We start from the raw sequence: 22823 nt of genomic DNA on the forward strand, positions 1-22823 counted from the left end.
GGGCTGGATCTTCCAGCCCCGCCGGCGTTTGAGGCGACGGGCGCGGAGCGCACGCACGGGATCCGGGGCGGAGCCTGAGCTCGTTACGGGGTCGCCGCGGCAAGGGCCGGCCCCGCCGAACGGCGCCGGATCACCATCGCCATCAGCGCCGCCATCGCGCACAGCGCGCCCGAGGCGTACCAGACCAGGTCGTACGAGCCGAAGGCGTCCCGCGCAAGGCCGCCGAGGAAGGCCACCACCGCTGCGCCGATCTGGTGGGAGGCCAGGACCCAGCCGAAGACGATCGCGCTGTCCTCCCCGTACTGCTCGCGGCACAGGGCGATCGTCGGCGGGACCGTCGCCACCCAGTCCAGGCCGTAGAAGACGATGAAGAACACCAGCGGCGGCCGCACCGACGGCGCCAGCAGCATCGGCAGGAAGAGCAGCGAGATCCCGCGCAGGGCGTAGTACACGGCCAGCAGGCGCCGGGCGTCGAAGCGGTCCGTGAACCAGCCCGACGCGATGGTGCCGACCACGTCGAACACGCCGACCACCGCGAGCAGTCCCGCGGCGGCCGTCACCGGCATCCCGTGGTCGTGGGCCGCCGGTACGAAGTGGATCCTGACGAGGCCGTTGGTCGAGGCCCCGCAGATCGCGAAGGTGCCCGCCAGCAGCCAGAACGGTCCGGTCCGCGCCGCCTTGAACAGGACGGTCACGGCCCTGCGCGCCGCGCCCGGGATCGGCGCGGGCTTGGCCGTGTACGTGCCCCCGTACGGGGCGAGGCCCACGTCCGCCGGGTGGTCGCGCAGCAGCAGCCACACGAAGGGGACCACGGCCAGGGCCGCCAACGACACCGTGATCGCCGCCGGGCGCCAGCCGTGCCGTTCCACCAGCCAGGACAGCAACGGCAGGAAGATCAGCTGTCCGGAGGCCCCCGCCGCGGTCAGGATGCCGGTGACCAGTCCACGCCGGGCGGTGAACCAGCGGTTGGTCACCGTCGCGGCGAAGGCGAGCGCCATCGAGCCGCTGCCGAGGCCCACCAACACGCCCCAGAACAGCACCAGCTGCCAGGACGAGGTCATCCACACCGTGGCAGCTGAACCGCCGGCTATGACGGTCAGGGCCACCGCGACGACCTTCCGGATGCCGAAGCGGTCCATCAGCGCGGCGGCGAAGGGCGCGGTGAGCCCGTAGAGCGCGAGGTTGACGGAGACCGCGAAGCCGATCGTGCCGCGCGACCAGTCGAACTCCTCGTGCAACGGCTCGATGAGCAGTCCGGGGAGGGAGGCGAAGGCGGCGGCGCCGATGATCGTCACGAAGGCGACGGCCGCGGCGAACCAGGCGCGGTGGATGCGTCCGGGGCGGCGGGGGGCCTGCGGGGTGGCGTCGGAGGCCGTGGAGGCGGGTGCTGTCTGCGTCACACGGACAGCTTCCGGGCCAGGGGGCCCCGTACGACAGTGGCCTGACTGTCATGCTTCGATATGATCGGGCCATGAAGGCCATGGAGTCGAAGCCGCACCCCCACCGCGTCGTCGTCCTCGCCCTCACCGGGCTGCTCCCCTTCGAGCTCGGCATCCCGCACAGGATCTTCGGCCGCGCCAAGGACCCGGCCGGGCGGCCGCTGTACGAGATCCTCACCTGCGGACTCGCCCCCGGGCCGGTGCGCACCGACGCCGACTTCGCGATCCAGGTCGAGCACGGCCCGGAGCTGCTGGCCACTGCCGACACGGTGGTGGTGCCCGCCTCGCACGAGCTGGGCCCGGTGCACGAGCACGGCACGCTGACCGACGAGCTGGCGGCGGCCCTCGCGCACATCCGGCCCGGCACCCGGCTCGTCTCCATCTGCACCGGCGGCTACGTGCTGGCGGCGGCCGGATATCTGGACGGCCACCGGGCCACCACCCACTGGGCCTACGCCGAGCACTTCCAGGGGCTCTTCCCGGCCGTACGGGTCGACGCGGGCGTGCTCTACACCGACGACGGGGACGTGCTGACCTCGGCCGGAGTCGCCGCCGGCATCGACCTGTGCCTGCACATCGTGCGCCGCGACCACGGCGCGGCCGTCGCCAACGAAGTGGCCCGGCGGACCGTCGTACCGCCACACCGGGACGGCGGGCAGGCCCAGTTCATCGAGCGCCCGGTGCCCGAGCCGCAGCTCGCCACCACCACGGCGGCCCGTGCGTGGGTGCTGGACCGGCTGCACGAACCGCTGCGCTTGAGCGACCTGGCCCGGCAGGAGGCCATGTCCGTACGGACCTTCACGCGCCGGTTCCGGGAGGAGTCGGGTGTCAGCCCGGGGGAGTGGATCACCGGGCAGCGGGTGGCGCGGGCCCGGCAGTTGCTGGAACAGACGGAGCTCTCGATGGAGCAGGTGGCGCGGGAGAGCGGATTCGGGACGGCCCAGTCGCTGCGCAAGCACGTGCAGACGGTGTTGGGGGTGAGCCCGACGGCCTACCGCCGCACCTTCAGGGAATCGGCAAGCACCCTGCCATCTCCTGATGGGCCATCAGTTGATGCGGGATCCGTGCATTGACTTCTCCCGCCGCCCGCTCGTGAATGGCCCCCTGTCGGCGGGACGGAAGCCAGGGGGCGGGCAGTGCGAACAGGGGCGCGCAACAGGAGAACCAGAAGATGGTCGGCAGCCGTCGGCATCGCCGTGCTCGCGGCCGCGAGCGGGGGCGCGCTGAGCGCTCCGGCGGCCGCGGAGGGAGAGATCCCCACGGGCCAAGTGGAGTTCCCCACGCACTGCCTGCCGCCGCAGGAGGCCGGACTCCCGCCCGCCGACGGGCCGACCACCGCCCGGATCACCGTCGACAACCCGGCCCCGCAGGTCGGCGACACCGTCACCGTGACCTACCAGGTGGCCGCCAGCCCCGCGGTCAACCCGGCGGGCGCCGAACTCCCCGCCGACGCGCTGACCCCGACCGGGCGGGTGCTCCTCTCCGGCGCGCAGAGCGGCGAGGTCACCGTGGTCGGCGCCAAGCGGAACGACTTGGTTCGGGCGGGTGCGACCCTGCCTGCCGTCACGATGACGGGCACCTTCACCGTCACCGCCCCCGGGCAGACGGCCCTCGCCCCGGGCGCCTACACCCTGCACACCAGCCACCCGCTGGACCTCGACACCACCTGCGCCCCCGCCGTCGAACCGTCGGCGGTACCCGTCTCCGCGCGCCTCACCGCGAGCGACCTGCCCACGGCCAACCTGCGCAGCGTCTTCCTCGCCTCCGCCTCCGGGAAACCGGGCGCCAAGGTCAAGGTCACCGCAGCCGGCTTCGCCCCCGGCTCGGCCGTGACGATCGCCGGGCGGGCGGGCGCCGCGGAGACCGCGGACCGGGTCACCGCGAAGGCCGACGAGCGGGGGACGGCGGTGGCCGAGCTGCCCGTCACGGACAAGGCGACGACAGCCGTGGTCGCCTACGAGGGCGCGGCGTGGTCGGCGCGGCAGGGCTCGGGCCCGGCGGCGTACGCGATCGTCGACGCCACGCCGACCACCTCCCGACGGGTCGTCGCCACCGTCGAGCCGGGCGCGCTGGCCATGACCCAGACCGGCGAGGACATCACCCTGGGGGCGGTCCCGTACGGCGACGGGGGCGCGGCGCCGGGGCGGATCGGCACGGTCACGGTCACGGACGCGCGGGGCGGGCCGGCCGGGTGGTCGCTGATCGGCAAGGTCACCGACTTCACGGGGCCGGGTGGGGTGCGGATCCCGGGTGCGTCGCTGTCCTGGACGCCGAAGTGCGTGGCGGCGGCGGGCAGCCCGAGCGCGTGCGCGGCGGGCAGCGTGGGGGTGGTGGGGCCGGAGGGGGCGGTGCTGGCGTCCACGGCCGACGCGGAGGTGGTGGGCGGCACGTTCACGATCGACGCCACCGTCACGCTCCAGGTTCCGCGGTACACCCCGCCGGGCGCGTACACGGCGGTCCTGACGCTGACCCTGTCGTGACGGCGCGGCTGCCGCTGCGCGGGGCCTCCCGGGCGCCGGCGGGGCTCAAAGACGCGGGGCTCCGCCCCACACCCCGCGCCTCAAACGCCGGCGGGGCTGGATATGCCCGGCGCCTGGCGGGCTGGATTGCCCGCAGGGCAATTTCAGCCCCGCCGGCGTTTGAGGCGCGGGGTCTTGGGGCGGAGCCCCGAGCTTCGGGAGGGGGCGGGGTGGGGGAAAGGCTCCTCGCAGCGGCAGCCGCACCGGCGCGGGCCCTGTTGCTCGGTGGGGCCGGGCTCGGGCGGGCTCTGCCGCGAGGCGGCGCCTGGCTTGCGCCGGCCCTGTTGCTCGGCGCCGCCGCCCTGACGCTCGGCCCCGCAGGGACGGCCGCGGCCGCCGACAACGGGCAGTGGTCCGTGTTGCCCGTCGCCAATGCCGTCGGGCAGCGGCCGTACTTCTACCTCGCCGCCGCCCCCGGCGGGGCCGTCACCGATGCCGTCACCCTCGCCAACCGCAGCGACCGCCCCCGCACCTTCCGGCTCTACGCCGCCGACGCCTACAACACCGCCCGCGACGGCGGCTTCGCCCTCCGCGGACCCGACGAGCCCCGCCGGGCCGCCGCCGCGTGGGCGCGGCTCGAACGGGAGCGGGTGACCGTCCCGGCCCGCGGCACGGTCAGCGTCGGGTTCACCGTCGCCGTCCCCGAGCGGGCCGAGCCCGGCGACCACCCCGGTGCCATCGTGGCCCTGGAGGACCGGCCCGCCGCCACCCCGCGGGGGATCGGAGTCCAGCAGGCCGTCGCCGCCCGGCTCTACCTTCGGGTGACCGGCCCGACCGCGCCCGCCCTCGCCGTCGAGCGGGTCCGGGTCCACGGGAACGGCGCCCGCGCGGAGGTCTCGTACACGCTCCACAACATCGGCAACGTCACCCTCCGCCCCCGCGCCACGCTCACCGCCACCGGAGTCCTCGGCCGGACCTTGACCGACCGCCCGCTCGCCGGGCTTCCCGCCGAGTTGCTGCCGGGTCAGGAAGTCCGGCTCAGCGCCCGTTGGGCCGGCCCTCCCGCCGTGGAACGGGCCGAGGTGACGGTCCGAGCCCGGGCCGACGGGACCACGGCCCGGGGAAGCACCGACTACGCCGCGCATCCCCTGCTCACGGCCCCGGTGGCCCTCTTCACCGTGGCCTGGTCGGCGCTGGGAGCCGCATCGGGGAGAATGGCCCGTATGAGCGATCGTTCCCCCGAGTCCACCAGCCCGCACCGTGCGGGCTTCGCCTGCTTCGTCGGCCGCCCCAACGCGGGGAAGTCGACCCTCACCAACGCACTCGTGGGTACCAAGGTCGCGATCACCTCCAACCGGCCGCAGACCACCCGCCACACCGTCCGCGGCATCGTGCACCGCCCCGACGCGCAGCTCGTCCTCGTCGACACGCCCGGCCTGCACAAGCCGCGCACCCTGCTCGGCGAGCGGCTGAACGACGTCGTGCGCACCACGTGGGCCGAGGTCGACGTCATCGGCTTCTGCCTGCCGGCCGACCAGAAGCTCGGCCCCGGCGACAAGTTCATCGCGAAGGAACTCGCGGCGATCAAGAAGACCCCCAAGATCGCCATCGTGACCAAGACCGACCTGGTGGAGTCCAAGGCGCTGGCCGAACAGCTCCTGGCCATCCACCAGCTCGGCGCGGAGCTCGGCATCGAGTGGGCGGAGATCGTGCCCGTCTCGGCCGTCGGCGACACCCAGGTCCAGCTGCTGGCCGACCTGATCGCGCCGCTGCTGCCGGAGAGCCCGCCGCTGTACCCGGAGGGCGACCTCACCGACGAGCCCGAGATGGTCATGGTCGCGGAGCTGATCCGCGAGGCCGCGCTGGAAGGCGTACGCGACGAGCTGCCGCACTCCATCGCCGTGGTCGTCGAGGAGATGATCCCGCGCGAGAACCGTCCGGCGGACCGACCGCTGCTCGACATCCACGCGAACGTCTACATCGAGCGGCCCAGCCAGAAGGGCATCATCATCGGCCCGAAGGGCTCCCGCCTGAAGGAGGTCGGGATGAAGTCGCGCAAGCACATCGAGGCGCTGCTCGGGACCCCGGTCTTCCTCGACCTCCACGTGAAGGTGGCCAAGGACTGGCAGCGGGACCCCAAGCAGCTCCGCAAGCTGGGCTTCTAGCCGCTCAGCGGCGGCGCAGTTTCAGGACGTTGTCCGGACGGGTCCCGGGAAGGCCGTCCGGACCGGTCATCTCCTGTACGTGCTCCTCCGCGCGCAGCACCTCCCACGCACCCTCCGCCGGCTCCAGCTCGGCGAGGACCTCCTGGGGGGAGGGGAACGCGATCCCGTGGTGCGCGTCCGGGGCCCAGGACGGGCTGCCCGCGTGGCCGACCACCAGCAGGATTCCGCCGGGCGCCACGGCCGCGGCGGCGGAGCGCAGGATCCGGGCGCGGGGGAAGTCCCCGTAGCTGTGCAGGAAGCACGCGGAGACGAGGTCGAACTCCCCGTCGGGGAAGGACTCCGCGAAGTCGTGCCGCTGCCACTCGATCCGGTCGCCGACCCCCGCCTCGGAGGCGTGCTCGGCCGCCCGACCGAGGGCCACCTTCGAGATGTCGGTGCCGGTGACCCGCCACCCCTGCCGGGCCAGCCAGACGGCGTCCGCGCCCTCCCCGCAGCCGAGGTCCAGCGCCCGGCCGGGGGTCAGGTCCTCGGCTTCCCGCACCAGGAGGGCGTTGGGCTTGCCGCTCCAGATGCGGGTGCTCTCGCTGTAGCGGCCGTCCCAGAACTCCGCGCCGCCGTCGGGTTCCGGGGCGGGTTCCTGGGCGTGCTCGTGCTGCTGCATGGGGGCCTTCTTCCTCTACGGGTGCGTCCCTCCGATGCTCCGCCCGCCCGGTGGATCCGGCAAACCTTGTTGCCGATCCGGCAAACCCGGCCCGTGGCGGCTACGCCGCCGGGGGCTCCGCGATCAGGGCCGTCGCCACCCGGCGGAAGCCGATGCGGGAGTAGATGCGGGCCACGTCCTCGTCGCCCGCCGAGAGGAAGACGGTGCGCGCTCCCCCTTCCAGGGCCTGCGCGACCAGGGCGGCCGTGACCGCGAGGGCCAGGCCCTGGCGGCGGGCCGACGGGAGGGTGCCGACGGCCACCACCTCGGCGACGTCCCCGACGGGGTTGTACTGGCCCGAGCAGAGCACGACGCCGTCGCGTACGGCCGCCGCCAGGGCGGTCGTGCCCGACGCGATCTTTCCGGATACCCGGGCCCTGCCTTCCTCGGCCGACGGCTCGACCATCCTCGCCGCCAGCTCCGCCGGGCCGGCCTCGCCGATCGCCGTGCCGGGGGCCGCGAAGGCCAGGGCCGGGACCGTCACCGCCGCCGTCAGCAGCGGGTCGTCCGCGCCGAGGAGGCGTACGTCGGGATGCGCGGGGAGTCGCACCGCCTCCGGGTCCAGGACCATCAGCGGGTGCGCGTGGACGTGCAGCCCGGCCGCCTCCACCGGGGCCCGCAGCGAGGGGCTGGTTTCGGCCACCCACTCGAAGGCCTCGGGGACCTTCAGCTCCCGCTGTCGCTCCCGTACCCGCTCCACGTCGGCCAAAGTCGCCTCGGGACCGCCGAGCGCGGGCCGGGCGTAGTACTGCCAGCCCGTGCCCTCCTGGACGAACAGGGTCAACGGACCGAAGTCCTCGGCCCGTGCGCCGCCCACCCGGGGCACCGTGTCGTAGTACTGCTCCAGCGAGTCCAAGATCGTGGTCATCCGGACATCCAAGCAGCGAGGTGCCGCCGGGGCATCTCCTTTCCGGCGCCCGGCTCAGGCGCCCTCCTTCAAGATCCGGGTGATCAGAGTCCGCTGCGCGTCCGAGAGGTTCGGGTCGTGGCAGGACACGGTCCGTCCGTCCACCGTGATCTTGTAGGAGAACCCGTCGCGCACCCCCTCCGGCGCGTGTCCGGGCGGCCCCGGTCGGAGCGCCAGCCGGGCCAGCGCCCGCCACTCGTCCTCGTCCGGCCGGCCCGAGGTGTCCACCTCGGCCCGTCGCTCGATGCCCGCGAAGCCGCCCGTCCGCACCACCTGAATCCGCATGGCAGTCGTCTTACCCCACGATCGGCACGCCGACCACCGACCATGCCTTCTGCAGCGCCCGGTGCTCCGCGCCGCCGTCCCCGTACCGGGTCGCGGCCGCGGCGGTGGACAGCCGGGCGAAGTCCGTGAACTTGGCGTTCGAGGCCAGCTCCCCGCCCGTCAGGGCGTCGTACCAGATCTGCCCGGCCCGCTCCCAGGCCTTGCCGCCCAGTTCGGTGGCCGCCACGTAGAAGGCGTGGTTGGGGATGCCGGAGTTGATGTGCACCCCACCGTTGTCGCGGTTGGTGGTCACGTAGTCGTCCATCGTGGCCGGCTGCGGGTCCTTGCCGAGCTCGTCGTCGTCGTACGCGGTCCCGGGCGCCTTCATCGACCGCAGCGCGACCCCGGTGACGTTGGGGCCGAGCAGCCCGGCGCCGATCAGCCAGTCGGCGTCCTCGGCGGTCTGGTCCAGGGAGTACTGCTTGATCAGCGACCCGAAGACGTCCGACATCGACTCGTTCAGGGCGCCGGACTGGCCGAGGTACGCCAGGTTCGCCGTGTATTGGGTGACGCCGTGGGTCAGCTCGTGCCCGATGACGTCGATCGACACGGTGAAGTCGAGGAAGAGGTCCCCGTCCCCGTCTCCGAAGACCATCTGCTGCCCGTCCCAGAAGGCGTTGTTGTACTCCTCGCCGTAGTGGACGGTCGCGTCCAGCGCCAGCCCGGAGTCGTCGATCGAGCGCCGCCCGAAGCCCTTGAGGAACAGTTCGTACGTGGCCCCGAGTCCCGCGTACGCGCGGTTGACGGTGGCGTCCTTGTGGAGCGGGTCGCCCTCACCGCGCACCTTCTTCCCGGGCAGCCGGGTGCGGTGCTGGGCGTCGTAGATCGTCCGGCGCGGTTCGTCGCCGGCGGGCGCGCCGAGCCCGGGGGCGACCCCGCGGACGGCGGTGACCCGGCGCCGGGTGCGCAGCATGGAGTCGTGTTCGAGGGTGCGCTGGGCGAGGTCGGCGCGCCGGGAGTCCGCGGACAGCGCAGCCTTGTCGAGCAGGTGCGGCGGCACGACGGTGCAGAAGACGGGGTGACGGTGAGAGTGGGAGGCATCCATGCCCGGCAATGTGGCAGTGGGTCACAACCGTGTCACTACCCGCGACCATGATTCATTCGCATGTCCGAAAGCCGCATCGCCGGGTTGACGGATCAGCCGGACTTCTATGGATGAACGAGGTCTAGCTCACATTCGGTATAAATCGGACAGGCGGGTCTTGCATACTGAAACACGTCCTCGCGTTACGGCGCGGCTCGGTTAGGCTCGGCCCATCATGCGTTTCGGGCTGCTTCTCCTTAGCTGCCGCGGCGAGGGTCTGTAGTCGTAGGCCGACCCCCTCCCCGCGGAGTTTGGTGTTGCGGTTTTTACGACCGCCGTCGGCCGTCCCAGCGAACTACCGCGGACACGCGAGGAGCCCAACGCCATGAGCCAGCAGCCTTTTGTCGGTCGCCCCACGCCCATCACGAACGCGACCCACTCCCAGAAGCCCTCCGGGATGCCGATCCACAAGTACGGCCAGTACGAGCAGGTGGACATCCCCGACCGCACCTGGCCGGACGCCCGCGTCACCAAGGCTCCCCGCTGGCTGTCGACCGACCTGCGCGACGGCAACCAGTCGCTGATCGACCCGATGACCCCCGCCCGCAAGCGCGAGATGTTCGACCTGCTGGTGCGCATGGGCTACAAGGAGATCGAGGTCGGCTTCCCGTCCTCCGGCGAGACCGACTTCGCCTTCGTGCGTTCCATCATCGAAGAGGGCGCGATCCCGGACGACGTCACCATCTCCGTACTGACCCAGGCCCGCGAGGACCTGATCGAGCGGACCGTCGAGTCGCTGATCGGCGCCAAGCGCGCCACCGTGCACCTGTACAACGCGACCGCCCCGACCTTCCGCCGGGTCGTCTTCCGCGGCTCCAAGGAGCAGATCAAGCAGATCGCCGTCGACGGCACCCGCCTGGTCATGGAGTACGCCGAGAAGCTGCTGGGCCCGGAGACCACCTTCGGCTACCAGTACAGCCCGGAGATCTTCACCGACACCGAGCTGGACTTCGCCCTGGAGGTCTGCGAGGCCGTCTGCGACGTCTGGCAGCCGGCCGAGGGCCGCGAGATCATCCTGAACCTGCCCGCCACCGTGGAGCGCTCGACGCCGTCCACGCACGCGGACCGCTTCGAGTGGATGGCCCGCAACCTGACCCGCCGCGAGCACATCTGCATCTCCGTGCACCCGCACAACGACCGCGGCACCGCCGTCGCCGCCGCCGAGCTGGCCCTGATGGCCGGCGCCGACCGCATCGAGGGCTGCCTGTTCGGGCAGGGCGAGCGCACCGGCAACGTCGACCTGATCACGCTGGGCATGAACCTGTTCTCGCAGGGCATCGACCCGCAGATCGACTTCTCCCAGATCGACGAGATCCGCCGCACCAGCGAGTACTGCAACCAGATGGAGGTCCACCCGCGCCACCCCTACGCGGGCGACCTGGTCTACACCGCCTTCTCCGGCTCCCACCAGGACGCCATCAAGAAGGGCTTCGACGCCATGGAGGCCGACGCGGCCGCCCAGGGCAAGACCGTCGACGACATCGAGTGGGCGGTCCCGTACCTGCCGATCGACCCGAAGGACGTCGGCCGCTCCTACGAGGCGGTCATCCGCGTCAACTCGCAGTCCGGCAAGGGCGGCATCGCGTACGTCCTGAAGAACGACCACAAGCTGGACCTGCCGCGCCGCATGCAGATCGAGTTCTCCCGGATCATCCAGGCCAAGACCGACGCCGAGGGCGGCGAGGTCACGCCGAAGGCCATCTGGGACGTCTTCTCGGACGAGTACCTGCCCAACCCGGAGAACCCGTGGGGCCGCATCCAGCTGCGCTCCGGCCAGACCACCACCGACAAGGACGGCACGGACACGCTGACCGTCGAGGCGGTCGTGGACGGCGTGGACACCGTACTGAACGGCACCGGCAACGGTCCGATCTCGGCGTTCTTCGACGCGCTGGCCGGCATCGGCGTCGACGCCCGCCTGCTGGACTACACCGAGCACACCATGAGCGAGGGCGCCTCCGCCGTGGCCGCCTCGTACATCGAGTGCGCGATCGACGGCCGGGTCCTGTGGGGCATCGGCATCGACGCCAACACCACCCGCGCCTCCCTGAAGGCGGTCATCTCCGCCGTCAACCGCGCGGGCCGCTGACCACTCGTAGGGGAACCCCGTCCCTCCTCCCGGAGGGGCGGGGTTCCGGCGTTCCCGGTCACAGCACTAGCGGGCCAGGTAGCCGCCGTCCACCGGCAGTACCACGCCCGTCACGAACGAAGCGGCGTCCGAGGCCAGGAAGGCGATGACCCGGGCCACCTCGTCCGGCTCCCCGAGCCGGCCCATCGGGTGCGCGGCCGAGATCTCCGCCAGGTACTCCGGGCCGCCCGGCTCGTCGTCCAGCGCCAGCACCCGCTCCGTACGGATGGTGCCGGGGGCCACCGCGTTGATCCGGATCCCGCGCGCCGCCCACTCCACCGCGAGGTGCTTGGTCAGTCCCGACGCCACGAACTTCGCCGGGCCGTAGGCGGCCTGCCGGGCCTGCCCGGCCACCCCCGAGATCGAGGACACGCAGACGAGCGACCCGCCGGGCCGCTCCTGCGCGGTCATCGCCTCGATGGCGTACTTGCACGTGAGGAACATGCCGCGGCCGTCGATCGCCATGACGTGGTCCCAGTCCTCGGGGCTGGTCTCACGTACATCCGAAAGAGGGAGCACCCCGGCGTTCGCCACGGCGACGTCGAGGCGTCCGTACGCCCCGACCGCCGCAGCGACCATCGCGCGATTGGCCTCCGGATCGGAGACGTCACCCGTCACCGTCGTGATGCCGAGCCCCTCGGCGGCCAGCTCGGTACGCAGGGCCTCGACCCCGGGGCCATTGATGTCGGCCGCGGTGACCCGGGCCCCCGATCGGGCCAGCAGCGCTGCGGTGGCCCGGCCGATCCCGCTCGCGGCGCCCGTCACCAGGCAGGACTTCTCGTTCATGGGGCAGACCCTAGGGCTCGCCGGTGGGGGCGCGGATCGGCCAAGTCCGGGCGGCGGGACATGTTGTCCTGTCGCACGACTGACGCGGCCTCACCTATGTGGCTAACATCACGCCAACCCGGCGATGTTGCCGGATGGGGTCCCCCCGCGTCCGAAGGACTGCGGGGGAGCTACGGAGGTGCGACGTGCTGCCAGTTCGGGGTGGGGACGGCCGGAAGCTGACGGTCTGGGGCATCCGTACCACCTGGAGCACTGTGGGCGACGGGGAGTTCTTCTGCCCCTCCTGCGGTGGCGACCGCAACTACCGCAAGCGCACCGGGCGCCGCCGGTTCACCGTCCTCGGGGTGCCGCTGCTGCCGCGCGGGCAGGCGGGGCCCGTCGTCGAGTGCCAGGGCTGCCGCGACCGCTTCGACACCGAGGTCCTCGACCACCTCACCACCACCCGCTTCACGGCGATGCTGCGCGACGCCGTGCACACCGTGAGCCTCGCCGTGCTCGCGGCGGGCGGGACCGCCTCCCGCGGGGCGCTGGAGGCCGCGGTGGGCGCCGTACGCGCCGCCGGGTTCCCCGAGTGCACCGAGGAACAGCTGGAGGCCCTCGTGGCGGCGCTGACCGCGGACGAGGGCCGGCTCGGGCTGTACGACGTCCCAGAGTGCTGCGGGGCCGCGCTGTCCATCGAGCTCCACGAGGCCCTGGAGCCGCTGGCGCCGCACCTGGCGGGACCGGGCCGGGAGTCGATCCTGCTCCAGGGCGCCCGGATCGCGCTGGCGGACGGCCCGTACACCCCGGCCGAGCGCGAGGTGCTCTCCACCGTCGGCGCGGCGCTGCGCATCGACGTGGACGAGGTGGGCCGACTGCTGTCGGCGGTCCGGGCGCCCTGACGGGGCCTACCGGGGCGTCTGCTCGATGGCGTCCTGGATCTCCACGTACCGACAGTGCGGCAGCGGCTCGGCGAGTCGGCGGCCGCTCGCGGGCGGCATCGTTCCGCACGAGGCCGTGTCCGAGGCATGCCTTTACGTGTCCCTCCACCGCGTTGCCCACCGGGCGGATCGATCCGGTAAGCGGCTAACGGCGTGGACGCAGGTGTCCACGGCCCGGAGAGCGGACTCGATCCGTCCGAATCCGGCCCGTGGGAAGTAACGATCCGGCCTCACAGGGCCGATTTTGGGTCTCGTGAACGCCGTGTGAACGCCGGACGCGACTCCTCCACACATGGGGAGTCCACCAGTTGGACGGCCGGAGCGGTGGCTTCGAGTTTGCGTCGCCGAACGGCTGCGAACCTCGTACGCGCACGTCAGGGCAGGTGCGCTTCGCTGCCGTGCAGGAGGAATGCGATGCTCCGAGCGCCGCTGCGCATACGCCTGTCATCGGGCCCGCACCACTGTAGGAACATACAGAGCTGCAACCTCTGATCGTCAACAATTTGTAGCAGTCGACGATATCTGTGAGGCCCCACACAGGCGTTCAATTCCGGTCACACGACAAGACGGCGCCGTTAACACAGCGCGACTCGGCGTGAACGTACTGACAACCCTGGCGGATCAACGGGTTAGCGACCCACTCCGGCCAGGGATAACCAGATCTCCTCTCAGTTACCTACCTTTTGAAGGGCAAGGCAGAGATGGCACGTGTCGCCGCCCGGCTTTCCACCGATGGAGAGCGGAGCACGCACCCGGTCGACGAGGTGCTCCCCCTCCCCAAGCTCGCGCTGTACGGCTTCCAGCACGTACTCGCCTTCTACGCCGGTGCGGTGATCGTCCCGATCATCGTCGGCAACGCGCTGAAGCTGAGCCCTGAACAGCTCGTCTATCTGATCAACGCGGACCTTTTCACCTGCGGTATCGCCTCGATCATCCAGGCCTTCGGCATCGGCCGGATCGGCGCGCGACTGCCGCTGATCCAGGGCGTGACCTTCACGGCCGTCTCCCCGATGATCGCCATCGGCCTCGGCGCGGGGGGTGGAACCGCAGCCCTGCTCGTCATCTACGGCGCGGTCATCACCGCCGGTATCGCGACCTTCGCGTTCGCTTGGCTGCCGGCCAAGGCGTTCCGGACCGTCATGCGACTCTTCCCGCCGGTCGTCACCGGCACGGTGATCACCGTTCTGGGCATCGTCCTGATCCCGGTCGGCCTGAACGACGCGGCGGGCGGCCTCGGCACCCCCGACTTCGGTGACCCGAAGAACTTCGCCTACGCCGGCGGCACCATGCTCTTCATCCTCATCCTGATGAAGATCGGCCGACCGTTCCTCTCCAGCATCTCCATCCTCCTCGGCCTCGTTGTCGGCACCGCCGTCGCCTTCGCCCTCGGGGACGCCAAGTTCGGCGACGTGAGCAAGTCGGACTGGATCGGCGTCACGACCCCCTTCAACTTCGGCATGCCGAAGTTCGAGTGGTTCCCGATCGTCCTGATGCTCATCGTCATGCTGATCACCATGGTCGAGACGACCGGTGACACCTACGCCGTCGGTGACATCGTCGGCAAGGAGGTCGACAGCGAGACCGTGGCCCGCGCCCTGCGTGCCGACGGCGCCGCGACCGCCCTCGGTGGTGTCCTCAACTCCTTCCCGTACGTCGCCTTCGCCGAGAACGTCGGCCTGGTGCGGATGACGAAGGTCAAGAGCCGGTTCGTGGTCGTCGCAGCCGGTGTCTTCATGATCATCCTGGGTCTGCTGCCCAAGGCCGCCGCGATCGTCGCCGCCGTCCCGCACGGGGTCCTCGGCGGCGCCGCGACCGTCATGTTCGCCATGGTCGCCCTGGCCGGTATCCAGACCCTGGCCAAGGTGGACCTCAAGGAGGAGAAGAACGCGCTGATCGTCGGCGTCTCCCTCGCCTTCGCCCTGCTCCCCGCGACCGTCCCGGTGCTCTTCAAGGAGCACATGGACCCGGACCTCTCCTCGCTCCTCAACAGCGGTGTCACCCTGGGTGCCACGGCGGCCATCGTCCTCAACCTGATCTTCAACGGTCTCGGCAAGGACGACGCCCACGGCGCCCCGCAGATCGAGCTCCCGGCCCAGCCGGTGGCGGCCCCGGCCGGCGCCGAGAAGGCGGACGACGTCGCGAAGGCGGACGACGTCGCGAAGGCGGACGACGTCGCGAAGGCGGACGACGCCGAGAAGGCGACCGTCGCCGACAAGGCAGCCGACTCCGAGAAGGTGGACGTCGCGAAGGCGGACGCCGCGGAGACGCCCGCCTCCTGATCCTCCCAAGGGGTGCTGGCCCCTCGTCCGGACGCCCATCCGGACGAGGGGCCATCGCTGTGCCCGTACAGGTGACAATGGGCGCATGAGTCTGTTCCGCGACGACGGCATCGTGCTGCGCACCCAGAAGCTGGGTGAGGCGGACCGCATCATCACGCTGCTCACCCGGGGCCACGGCCGGGTACGGGCCGTCGCGCGCGGCGTACGGCGTACGAAATCCAAGTTCGGCGCCCGGCTGGAACCTTTCTCCCATGCCGACGTGCAGTTCTTCGCCCGCGGCAGCGAGCTGATCGGCCGCAGCCTCCCGCTCTGCACGCAGACCGAGATCATCGCCCCGTACGGCAACGGCATCGTCACCGACTACGCCCGCTACACCGCCGGCACCGCGATGCTGGAGACCGCCGAGCGGTTCACCGAGAACGAGGGCGAGCCGGCCGTACAGCAGTACCTGCTGCTCGTCGGCGCCCTGCGCACCCTCTCCCGCGGCGAACACGAACCACACCTCATCCTCGACGCCTTCCTGCTGCGCTCCCTCGCCGTCAACGGCTACGCGCCCAGCTTCCAGGACTGCGCGAAGTGCGGGATCCACGGCCCCAACCGGCACTTCTCCGTCGCCGCGGGCGGGATCATATGCGGGGACTGCCGCGTGCCCGGTAGCGTCGTACCCTCGTCGGAGGCCATCGCCTTGCTCAGCGCCCTGCTGACGGGCGACTGGGGGTATGCCGACGCGTGCGAGGCGCGTCACGTGCGGGAGGGCAGCGGGCTGGTCTCGGCCTATTTGCACTGGCATCTGGAGCGCGGGCTACGCTCCCTGCGATACGTCGAGAAATAGGAGCTGGGCACATGGCACGACGCGGGATTCTGGGACGCTCTCGCCGCGAGTACAAGGTTCCCGAGCCGCACCCGTCCGGTGCGGTCCCGCCGAAGATCCCCGGCGAGCTGATCCCGAACCACGTGGCCATCGTCATGGACGGCAACGGCCGCTGGGCCAAGGAGCGCGGCCTGCCGCGCACCGAAGGGCACAAGGTCGGCGAGGGCGTCGTGCTCGACGTGCTCAAGGGCTGCCTGGAGATGGGCGTCAAGAACCTCTCCCTGTACGCCTTCTCGACGGAGAACTGGAAGCGCTCGCCCGACGAGGTCCGCTTCCTGATGAACTTCAACCGCGACGTCATCCGGCGCCGCCGCGACGAGATGAACGAGCTGGGCATCCGCATCCGCTGGGTCGGCCGCATGCCGAAGATGTGGAAGTCGGTCGTCCAGGAACTCCAGATCGCACAGGAGCAGACCGTCGACAACGACGCGATGACCCTGTACTTCTGCGTGAACTACGGCGGCCGCGCGGAGATCGCGGACGCGGCGCAGGCCATCGCCCGCGATGTCGCGGCCGGGAAGCTGGACCCGTCGAAGGTGAACGAGAAGACCTTCGCGAAGTACATCTACTACCCGGACATGCCGGACGTGGACCTGTTCCTGCGCCCCAGCGGCGAGCAGCGCACCTCCAACTACCTGATCTGGCAGAGCGCGTACGCCGAGATGGTCTTCCAGGACGTGCTGTGGCCCGACTTCGACCGCCGCAACCTCTGGGCGGCCTGCCTGGAGTACGCGCAGCGCGACCGCCGCTTCGGCGGCGCCGTCCCCAACCAGCCGGAGGGCTCCGCGAGCTGAACCCTCCGCTAGGCTCCGTCACCGTGGACATGACCGATCGGGCGGTGGAGTTGTACTACGGCGCGTCCCGCCGTGACGTGTGGGAAGTGCTGCGGTGGCGCGCCCTGAGGGCGCCGGGCGGCCGCAAGCAGCTGCTGCTGTGGCTCGTGGTGATCCCCTCGGTGCCGCTCGCGCTGATCGTGGTCCAGCACGGCCGGGGGACGGAACCGGCCGGGCTGGCCTTCGCGGGTGGGGTGGGGCTGGTCCTGGGTGCCGTCTGCCTCTGCCTGGAACTGTGGCGGTCGGCGCGCCGGATGTACCGCTGGGCCGCGGAGCACCCCGAGTACAGGTGCGTGGTCACCGAGGCGGGTACGCGGAACCACCGGCCCGACGGGACGGCGGCCACCTCCGCATGGCAGCGGTACGCGGGCTGGACCGAGACGCGGAACCTCTTCGTCTTCGTCCACCGCAAAGGCGACCTGGGCTGGCTGCCGAAGCGGGGGGCCCTGGTTCCGTCCGACGTCGACCGGGTGCGGGCGGTCCTGGAACGGAACCTGAAGCGGCTCTAGCGGGCCGGTAGGGTCGCCTGTCATGAACATGGATAGTGACGACGCGACGCGACCCGTCGCGGAGACGGTCGAACTGGCCTACCGGATCACCACGACGGACCTCGCGGAGGCGGTGCGCCTGCGGGACTCACGGACGGCCGCCGGGCGCCGCAGGCGGTGGATGTTCCCCGTGATCGGGCTGCTCTCGTTGCTCATCGGTGTGTCGGCGATCGCGAGGGACGAGTCCGCGGCCAGGGGGGCCGGCTTCCTCGCCGCCGCCGTGGTGCTGTGCGGATTCCCGCTGTTCGGCCCCCGGATCCAGGCCCGGGCCTTCCGGGGGCTGCTGGAGAAGGCGGGCGAGTGCCGCACGGCCGTCGACGGCTCCGGGGTCGTGGTGAAGACGGCCACCACCGAGGCGCGGATCAGCTGGGCCGCGCAGCCCACGTACGCGGAGACGGACGGCGCGTTCGTCATGTTCAGCGACGACAAGGGGGCGGTGGCCATGACGGTCCTGCCCAAGCGCGGCCTCCGGCCCCCGGCGGATGTCGACGGCCTGCGGGCGCTGCTGGACGCGAACCTGCGGCGGATCTAGACGGCGGCGGCGGCCGCGCAATCGGCGCAGGTGCCGAAGATCTCCACCGTGTGGGCCACGTTCACGTAGCCGTGCTCGGCCGCGATGGACTCCGCCCACTTCTCCACCGCCGGGCCCTCCACCTCGACCGCCTTGCCGCACTTGCGGCAGACCAGGTGGTGGTGGTGGTCCCCGGTGGAGCAGCGGCGGTACACGGACTCGCCGTCGCTGGTGCGCAGGACGTCGACCTCGCCGGCGTCCGCGAGCGACTGGAGGGTGCGGTACACGGTGGTCAGGCCCACGGAATCGCCACGGTGCTTGAGCATGTCGTGGAGTTCCTGAGCGCTGCGGAACTCGTCCACCTCGTCCAGCGCGGCCGCCACGGCGGCCCGCTGCCGAGTGGATCGCCCTCGTACTGGCGCGTTCATCTCGCCAGGCGCAGTCGCCACCGGTTCCTCCTCGTATAGGCCTGCGGCCATTGTGCCAGGCGGCCGTGCGCCCTAGACCTTCACGTCGTCCCGCGTACACACCTCTTCGGCGGCGCGGGCCGCTTTCGCCCGGCGTCGGGCCAGTGGGGTGGAGAGGGCCGTCAGCACCATGAAGACGCCGATCGCGAGCAGCACGATCGTGGCGCCCGAGGGTACGTCGATGTAGTACGTGGCCGCCGTGCCGGACACGGAGACGGTGAGGCTGATGGCGATGGCCAGACCCACGGTGGCGGCGAAACCGCGGGTGAGCCGCTGGGCGGCCGCGACCGGGATCACCATCATGGCGCTGACCAACAGCAGGCCGACGATGCGCATGGCGACGGTGACGGTGACCGCGGCGGTGACCGCGATCAGCAGGTTCAGGGCGCGGACGGGCAGGCCGGTGACCCGGGCGAACTCCTCGTCCTGGCAGACGGCGAAGAGCTGCCTGCGCAGGCCGATGGTGACGGCGAGCACGAAGGCGGCGAGGAGCGCCATCGCGACGACGTCCTCGGAGGCGACGTTGGTGATCGAGCCGAACATGGCGCTGAGGAGCCTGGCCGTCGAGCCGCCCCCCGCGCTGATGATCATCACGCCGCCGGCCAGGCCGCCGTAGAAGAGCATGGCGAGCGCGACGTCTCCGCTGGTCTTGCCGCGGGAGCGGATCAGCTCCATCCCGACGGCGCCGACGACGGCGACCAGCGTGGCCATCCACACCGGGCTGGTGTTGAGGACGAAACCGAGGGCGACACCGGTCATGGCGACATGGCCGAGACCGTCGCCCATGACGGCCTGACGGCGCTGGACGAGGTACGTGCCGATGGCGGGCGCCGTGATGCCGACCAGTGCGGCGGCGATCAGGGCCCGCTGCATGAAGGCGTAGGTCAGGAGGTCCATCAGCTCAGCAGTCCCGTCCGCAGGGGCTCGGCGTCGTGCGCCGCGTGGGGGTGTACGTGGTCGTGGCCGGGCAGCGCGTGCTGTCCCACGGCCTCGGGGGGCGGGCCGTCGTGGACGACGCAGCCGTCGCGCAGGACGACGGCGCGGTCGATCAGGGGCTCCAGCGGGCCCAGTTCGTGCAGGACGAGGAGGACGGTGGTCCCGACGGCGACCTGCTCGCGCACGGCGTTCGCGAGGACCTCCTGGTTGGCGAGGTCCACGCCGGCCATCGGCTCGTCCATGATCAGGAGTTCGGGCTCGACGGCGAGGGCCCGGGCTATGAGGACGCGCTGGTGCTGGCCGCCGGAGAGGGCGTTGACCGAGGCGTCGGCGTGCGCGTCCATGTCGACCAGGGCCAGGGCCCGCTCGACGGCGGCCTTGTCGGCCTTGCGCAGGGCGCCGAAGCGGGAGCGGGCGAGGCGTCCGGAGGAGACGACCTCTCGTACGGTGGCCGGGACTCCGCTGGCGGCGGTGGTGCGCTGCGGGACGTACCCGATGCGCGACCAGTCGCGGAAGCGCTTGAACTCCGTACCGAAGAGGGAGAGGTCGCCGTCGGTCAGCGGTACCTGGCCGACCACGGCGCGGACGGCCGTGGACTTGCCGGAGCCGTTGGCGCCGAGCAGGGCGACGACCTCACCGCGGCGGACGGTGAGGTCGATCCCGCGCAGCACGGGGCGCGAGCCGAGCGAGGCAGTGGCCCCGCGCAGGGATATGACGGGCTGGTCGTCAGCCGGTCGCGGCGTGGACTGCATGGCTCGCGCCTCCGTTGCTGCTGCTGTCATTACTTGGCTCCGAGCGCCTTCTGGAGGTTCTTCAGGTTCGACCGCATGACCTCGAAGTAGTCAGCGCCCTGGGACTTGTCGGTGATTCCCTCGAGCGGGTCGAGGACGTCGGTCTTCAGGCCGGTGTCGGTCGCGAGGGTCTTGGCCGTCTTGTCACTGGCCAGGGTCTCGAAGAACACCGTGGAGACATTGTCCTTCTTCGCGATCTCCTGGATCTCCTTGATCCGGGCCGGGCTGGGCTCGGCCTCGGGGTCGACGCCGGCGATGCCCTCCTGGTCCAGGCCGTAGCGCTCGGCGAGGTAGCCGAAGGCGGAGTGGGTGGTGATGAAGGTCTTGGAGGCCGTGTTCTTCAGGCCGTCCTTGAACTCGGTGTCCAGCGCGGTCAGCTTGCCGACCAGCTCGTCGGTGTTCTTCTTGTAGTCCGCCGCGTGGTCGGGGTCGGCCTTCTCCAGGGCCTTGCCGACGCCCTGGGCGACCTCGGCGTACTTGGCGGGGTCGAGCCAGATGTGCGGGTCCTCGCCGGCCTCGCTCTCGTGGCCGTGGTCGTGGCCCGCCTCGCCCTCGCCCTCGTGGCCGTGGTCGTGGCCGGAGGCGCCGTGGGCCTCCAGCTTGGTGAGGGTGCCGGCGTCGACGACGTTCTTCACGCCGGACTGGGCCACGGCCTTGTCAACGGCCGGCTGCAGGGTCTTGAGGTAGAGGATCACGTCGGCCTCGCCGAGCTGCGCGGTCTGCTTCGGCGTGATCTCCAGGTCGTGCGGTTCGACGCCCGGCTTGGTCAGGGCGTTGACCTTCACGTGGTCCTTGCCGATCTGCTCGGCGAGGAACTGCATCGGATAGAACGACGCCATCACGTCGAGCTTGCCGTCCTTGTCGCCACCGGCACCGGAGCAGGCGGTGAGGGCCGTGGCGCCGAGGGCGACGGCGGCGGCGAGGGCGGCGGAGGGTATGAGGCGTCGTACGTTCATGACATCCATTTTCATCAAAGATGGAAACGATTGTCAAAAACCCTGGTGGGGGGCCCGCGGAGGGGTCGCGGAAGGGGGGTCCCGATTTGAAAGGGGAGGTGCGGGCGCCGGTAACCTAAAGACTTCGCCGTTCGTCCTCGTAATGAAGAGAGCACCGTGGCCGCCGACAAGATCGACACCATCGTCAGCCTGAGCAAGCGCCGTGGCTTCGTTTTCCCGTGCAGTGAGATCTACGGCGGCTCCAAGGCCGCCTGGGACTACGGCCCGCTCGGTGTCGAGCTCAAGGAGAACATCAAGCGCCAGTGGTGGAAGGCGATGGTCACCGGGCGTGAGGACATCGTCGGTATCGACTCGTCCGTGATCCTGGCCCCCGAGGTATGGGTCGCCTCCGGCCACGTCGCCACCTTCTCGGACCCGCTGACCGAGTGCACCGCCTGCCACAAGCGGCACCGCGCCGACCACCTGGAAGAGGCGTACGAGGCCAAGCACGGCCGGCTGCCCGAGAACGGCCTGGCCGACATCAACTGTCCGCACTGCGGTGTGAAGGGCCAGTTCACCGAGCCCAAGCAGTTCTCCGGCATGCTGGAGACCCACCTCGGCCCGACCCAGGACACCGGCTCGAAGGCGTACCTGCGCCCCGAGACCGCCCAGGGCATCTTCACCAACTTCGCCGTCGTGCAGACCACCTCGCGCAAGAAGCCCCCGTTCGGCATCGCGCAGATGGGCAAGTCCTTCCGCAACGAGATCACCCCCGGCAACTTCATCTTCCGCACGCGCGAGTTCGAGCAGATGGAGATGGAGTTCTTCGTCAAGCCGGGCGAGGACGAGCAGTGGCAGGAGTACTGGATGCAGGAGCGGTGGAACTGGTACCGCGACCTCGGCATCCGCGAGGAGAACATCCGCTGGTACGAGCACCCGAAGGAGAAGCTGTCCCACTACTCGAAGCGCACCGCCGACATCGAGTACCGCTTCAACTTCGGTGGCAGCGAGTTCTCCGAGCTCGAAGGCGTGGCCAACCGCACCGACTTCGACCTCAAGGCCCACTCCGCGGCCTCCGGCCAGAACCTCTCCTACCTCGACCAGGAGAGCGGTGAGCGCTACACCCCGTACGTCATCGAGCCGGCGGCCGGTGTCAACCGCGCCATGCTCGCCTTCATGCTCGACGCGTACAACGAGGACGAGGCCCCGAACGCCAAGGGCGTCATGGAGAAGCGCACCGTGATGCGCTTCGACCCGCGCCTGGCTCCGATCAAGGTCGCCGTCCTGCCGCTGTCCCGCAACGCGCAGCTGTCGCCGAAGGCCAAGGGCCTCGCCGCCGACCTGCGCAAGAACTGGAACATCGAGTTCGACGACGCGGGCGCCATCGGCCGCCGCTACCGTCGCCAGGACGAGATCGGTACGCCGTTCTGCGTCACCGTCGACTTCGACACCCTGGACGACAACGCGGTGACCGTGCGCGAGCGCGACACCATGAAGCAGGAGCGCGTCTCCCTGGACCAGATCCAGACCTACCTCGGCAGCCGCCTGCTCGGCTGCTAGTTCCGCCCCGGCGGGCCCAGAGCTCGCGGACGTAGGCGGGGAGGGGCGGCCGGGCGCCGCTGACGGTGAGTCCGTGGCGGCGGGCGAGGGCCTGGAGGTCCTCGTCGGGGTGGGCGGCCGGCGCGGGGGCGGCCTTGGTCGGTGGCGGCAGTGTCAGGGTCACGTGCGTGCGCTCTCGAC

The 22823-nt window shown here is 71.1% G+C and carries 21 protein-coding genes and 1 pseudogene; 11 read left to right on the forward strand and 11 right to left on the reverse strand.

Going from position 1 to position 22823, the window contains the following annotated elements:
* Positions 1–83: 83 nt before the first annotated feature.
* A complete protein-coding gene (locus tag ACFV9H_RS37945) occupies positions 84–1400 on the reverse strand; it encodes an MFS transporter (protein WP_385407874.1) in 1317 nt (438 codons plus the stop codon).
* A gap of 71 nt (positions 1401–1471) precedes the next feature.
* Between ACFV9H_RS37945 and ACFV9H_RS37950 the strand changes: the two genes are divergently transcribed.
* The 3 genes from ACFV9H_RS37950 to era all read left to right on the forward strand — a co-directional run bounded on the left by ACFV9H_RS37950 (position 1472) and on the right by era (position 6063).
* Positions 1472–2512, forward strand: coding sequence for a GlxA family transcriptional regulator (locus ACFV9H_RS37950; protein WP_385407876.1), 1041 nt, complete (start codon positions 1472–1474; stop codon positions 2510–2512).
* 63 nt (positions 2513–2575) lie between these two features.
* Positions 2576–3919: a beta-xylosidase gene (locus ACFV9H_RS37955; RefSeq protein ID WP_385407878.1), complete on the forward strand. Its 1344-nt coding sequence runs from the start codon at positions 2576–2578 to the stop codon at positions 3917–3919.
* A gap of 1193 nt (positions 3920–5112) precedes the next feature.
* Positions 5113–6063, forward strand: a complete 951-nt coding sequence (era, locus tag ACFV9H_RS37960) for a GTPase Era (RefSeq protein WP_385407917.1) — start codon at positions 5113–5115, stop codon at positions 6061–6063.
* A 4-nt stretch (positions 6064–6067) separates the two neighbouring features.
* On the opposite strand, the gene ACFV9H_RS37965 is transcribed toward era, so the two are convergent.
* From ACFV9H_RS37965 to ACFV9H_RS37980, 4 genes are all read right to left on the reverse strand, one after another.
* Positions 6068–6724: an SAM-dependent methyltransferase gene (locus ACFV9H_RS37965; RefSeq protein WP_385407880.1), complete on the reverse strand. Its 657-nt coding sequence runs from the start codon at positions 6722–6724 to the stop codon at positions 6068–6070.
* Between the two features lie 100 nt (positions 6725–6824).
* Positions 6825–7631 carry a GNAT family N-acetyltransferase gene (locus ACFV9H_RS37970; protein ID WP_385407882.1) on the reverse strand — a complete coding sequence of 269 codons (807 nt, stop codon included), beginning with the start codon at positions 7629–7631 and terminating at the stop codon, positions 6825–6827.
* 54 nt (positions 7632–7685) lie between these two features.
* The gene (locus ACFV9H_RS37975; RefSeq protein WP_385407885.1) at positions 7686–7955 is read right to left on the reverse strand and encodes a protealysin inhibitor emfourin; all 270 of its coding nucleotides are present in this window, start codon (positions 7953–7955) and stop codon (positions 7686–7688) included.
* A gap of 10 nt (positions 7956–7965) precedes the next feature.
* The gene (locus tag ACFV9H_RS37980) at positions 7966–9039 is read right to left on the reverse strand and encodes a M4 family metallopeptidase (RefSeq protein WP_385407888.1); all 1074 of its coding nucleotides are present in this window, start codon (positions 9037–9039) and stop codon (positions 7966–7968) included.
* 364 nt (positions 9040–9403) lie between these two features.
* Here ACFV9H_RS37980 and leuA point away from each other — a divergent pair, with 364 nt between their 5' ends.
* The gene (gene leuA, locus ACFV9H_RS37985) at positions 9404–11167 is read left to right on the forward strand and encodes a 2-isopropylmalate synthase (protein ID WP_385407891.1); all 1764 of its coding nucleotides are present in this window, start codon (positions 9404–9406) and stop codon (positions 11165–11167) included.
* Positions 11168–11233: 66 nt separating this feature from the next.
* Here the strand turns inward: leuA and ACFV9H_RS37990 are convergent, their stop codons facing one another.
* Positions 11234–11992 (reverse strand): SDR family NAD(P)-dependent oxidoreductase, encoded by a 759-nt coding sequence (locus ACFV9H_RS37990; RefSeq protein ID WP_385407893.1) that lies wholly within the window; start codon positions 11990–11992, stop codon positions 11234–11236.
* A 185-nt stretch (positions 11993–12177) separates the two neighbouring features.
* On the opposite strand from ACFV9H_RS37990, the gene ACFV9H_RS37995 reads away from it, so the two are divergent.
* From ACFV9H_RS37995 to ACFV9H_RS38020, 6 genes are all read left to right on the forward strand, one after another.
* Positions 12178–12873, forward strand: a complete 696-nt coding sequence (locus ACFV9H_RS37995; RefSeq protein WP_385407895.1) for a TerB family tellurite resistance protein — start codon at positions 12178–12180, stop codon at positions 12871–12873.
* 740 nt (positions 12874–13613) lie between these two features.
* Positions 13614–15191, forward strand: coding sequence for a nucleobase:cation symporter-2 family protein (locus tag ACFV9H_RS38000; RefSeq protein ID WP_385407897.1), 1578 nt, complete (start codon positions 13614–13616; stop codon positions 15189–15191).
* Positions 15192–15276: 85 nt separating this feature from the next.
* Complete coding sequence (gene recO / locus ACFV9H_RS38005; RefSeq protein ID WP_385407899.1) at positions 15277–16023, forward strand: DNA repair protein RecO; 747 nt, start codon at positions 15277–15279, stop codon at positions 16021–16023.
* Positions 16024–16034: 11 nt separating this feature from the next.
* Complete coding sequence (locus tag ACFV9H_RS38010; RefSeq protein ID WP_385407901.1) at positions 16035–16856, forward strand: isoprenyl transferase; 822 nt, start codon at positions 16035–16037, stop codon at positions 16854–16856.
* 23 nt (positions 16857–16879) lie between these two features.
* Positions 16880–17404, forward strand: coding sequence for a hypothetical protein (locus tag ACFV9H_RS38015; protein WP_385407903.1), 525 nt, complete (start codon positions 16880–16882; stop codon positions 17402–17404).
* A 22-nt stretch (positions 17405–17426) separates the two neighbouring features.
* Positions 17427–17975 (forward strand): hypothetical protein, encoded by a 549-nt coding sequence (locus ACFV9H_RS38020; RefSeq protein ID WP_385407906.1) that lies wholly within the window; start codon positions 17427–17429, stop codon positions 17973–17975.
* Here the strand turns inward: ACFV9H_RS38020 and ACFV9H_RS38025 are convergent.
* Genes ACFV9H_RS38025 through ACFV9H_RS38040 form a run of 4 tightly spaced genes read right to left on the reverse strand, consistent with a single transcriptional unit; the run spans position 17972 to position 21104 of the window.
* A complete protein-coding gene (locus tag ACFV9H_RS38025) occupies positions 17972–18403 on the reverse strand; it encodes a Fur family transcriptional regulator (RefSeq protein WP_385407909.1) in 432 nt (143 codons plus the stop codon). The genes ACFV9H_RS38020 and ACFV9H_RS38025 overlap by 4 nt on opposite strands.
* 51 nt (positions 18404–18454) lie before the next feature.
* Entirely contained in the window at positions 18455–19318 is an 864-nt protein-coding gene (locus ACFV9H_RS38030) for a metal ABC transporter permease (protein WP_385407911.1), read from the reverse strand.
* The gene (locus tag ACFV9H_RS38035) at positions 19318–20109 is read right to left on the reverse strand and encodes a metal ABC transporter ATP-binding protein (RefSeq protein ID WP_385407920.1); all 792 of its coding nucleotides are present in this window, start codon (positions 20107–20109) and stop codon (positions 19318–19320) included. The genes ACFV9H_RS38030 and ACFV9H_RS38035 overlap by 1 nt, the downstream gene beginning before the upstream one ends.
* Positions 20110–20138: 29 nt before the next feature.
* On the reverse strand, positions 20139–21104 hold the full coding sequence (locus tag ACFV9H_RS38040; protein ID WP_385407913.1) for a metal ABC transporter substrate-binding protein: 966 nt from the start codon (positions 21102–21104) through the stop codon (positions 20139–20141).
* Positions 21105–21260: 156 nt separating this feature from the next.
* Between ACFV9H_RS38040 and ACFV9H_RS38045 the strand changes: the two genes are divergently transcribed.
* Positions 21261–22643, forward strand: coding sequence for a glycine--tRNA ligase (locus ACFV9H_RS38045; RefSeq protein ID WP_385407915.1), 1383 nt, complete (start codon positions 21261–21263; stop codon positions 22641–22643).
* A gap of 7 nt (positions 22644–22650) precedes the next feature.
* Here the strand turns inward: ACFV9H_RS38045 and ACFV9H_RS38050 are convergent.
* Positions 22651–22806 (reverse strand): annotated as a pseudogene (locus ACFV9H_RS38050) (ABC transporter permease); the annotation flags it as partial.
* Positions 22807–22823: the final 17 nt, after the last annotated feature.

Origin of the sequence: Streptomyces sp. NPDC059874 (assembly GCF_042731135.1) — a bacterium.
Lineage (GTDB): Bacteria > Actinomycetota > Actinomycetes > Streptomycetales > Streptomycetaceae > Streptomyces.

What these genes read in the sequence shown, in the direction of transcription:
- ACFV9H_RS37950 (WP_385407876.1), top strand. Translation starts at nt 1,472, where the DNA reads ATGAAGGCCATGGAGTCGAAGCCGCACCCCCACCGCGTCGTCGTCCTC.
- era (WP_385407917.1), top strand. Translation starts at nt 5,113, where the DNA reads ATGGCCCGTATGAGCGATCGTTCCCCCGAGTCCACCAGCCCGCACCGT.
- ACFV9H_RS37965 (WP_385407880.1), bottom strand. Translation starts at nt 6,724, where the DNA reads ATGCAGCAGCACGAGCACGCCCAGGAACCCGCCCCGGAACCCGACGGC.
- ACFV9H_RS37970 (WP_385407882.1), bottom strand. Translation starts at nt 7,631, where the DNA reads ATGACCACGATCTTGGACTCGCTGGAGCAGTACTACGACACGGTGCCC.
- ACFV9H_RS37975 (WP_385407885.1), bottom strand. Translation starts at nt 7,955, where the DNA reads ATGCGGATTCAGGTGGTGCGGACGGGCGGCTTCGCGGGCATCGAGCGA.
- ACFV9H_RS37980 (WP_385407888.1), bottom strand. Translation starts at nt 9,039, where the DNA reads ATGGATGCCTCCCACTCTCACCGTCACCCCGTCTTCTGCACCGTCGTG.
- leuA (WP_385407891.1), top strand. Translation starts at nt 9,404, where the DNA reads ATGAGCCAGCAGCCTTTTGTCGGTCGCCCCACGCCCATCACGAACGCG.
- ACFV9H_RS37990 (WP_385407893.1), bottom strand. Translation starts at nt 11,992, where the DNA reads ATGAACGAGAAGTCCTGCCTGGTGACGGGCGCCGCGAGCGGGATCGGC.
- ACFV9H_RS38000 (WP_385407897.1), top strand. Translation starts at nt 13,614, where the DNA reads ATGGCACGTGTCGCCGCCCGGCTTTCCACCGATGGAGAGCGGAGCACG.
- recO (WP_385407899.1), top strand. Translation starts at nt 15,277, where the DNA reads ATGAGTCTGTTCCGCGACGACGGCATCGTGCTGCGCACCCAGAAGCTG.
- ACFV9H_RS38010 (WP_385407901.1), top strand. Translation starts at nt 16,035, where the DNA reads ATGGCACGACGCGGGATTCTGGGACGCTCTCGCCGCGAGTACAAGGTT.
- ACFV9H_RS38020 (WP_385407906.1), top strand. Translation starts at nt 17,427, where the DNA reads ATGAACATGGATAGTGACGACGCGACGCGACCCGTCGCGGAGACGGTC.
- ACFV9H_RS38030 (WP_385407911.1), bottom strand. Translation starts at nt 19,318, where the DNA reads ATGGACCTCCTGACCTACGCCTTCATGCAGCGGGCCCTGATCGCCGCC.
- ACFV9H_RS38035 (WP_385407920.1), bottom strand. Translation starts at nt 20,109, where the DNA reads ATGCAGTCCACGCCGCGACCGGCTGACGACCAGCCCGTCATATCCCTG.
- ACFV9H_RS38040 (WP_385407913.1), bottom strand. Translation starts at nt 21,104, where the DNA reads ATGAACGTACGACGCCTCATACCCTCCGCCGCCCTCGCCGCCGCCGTC.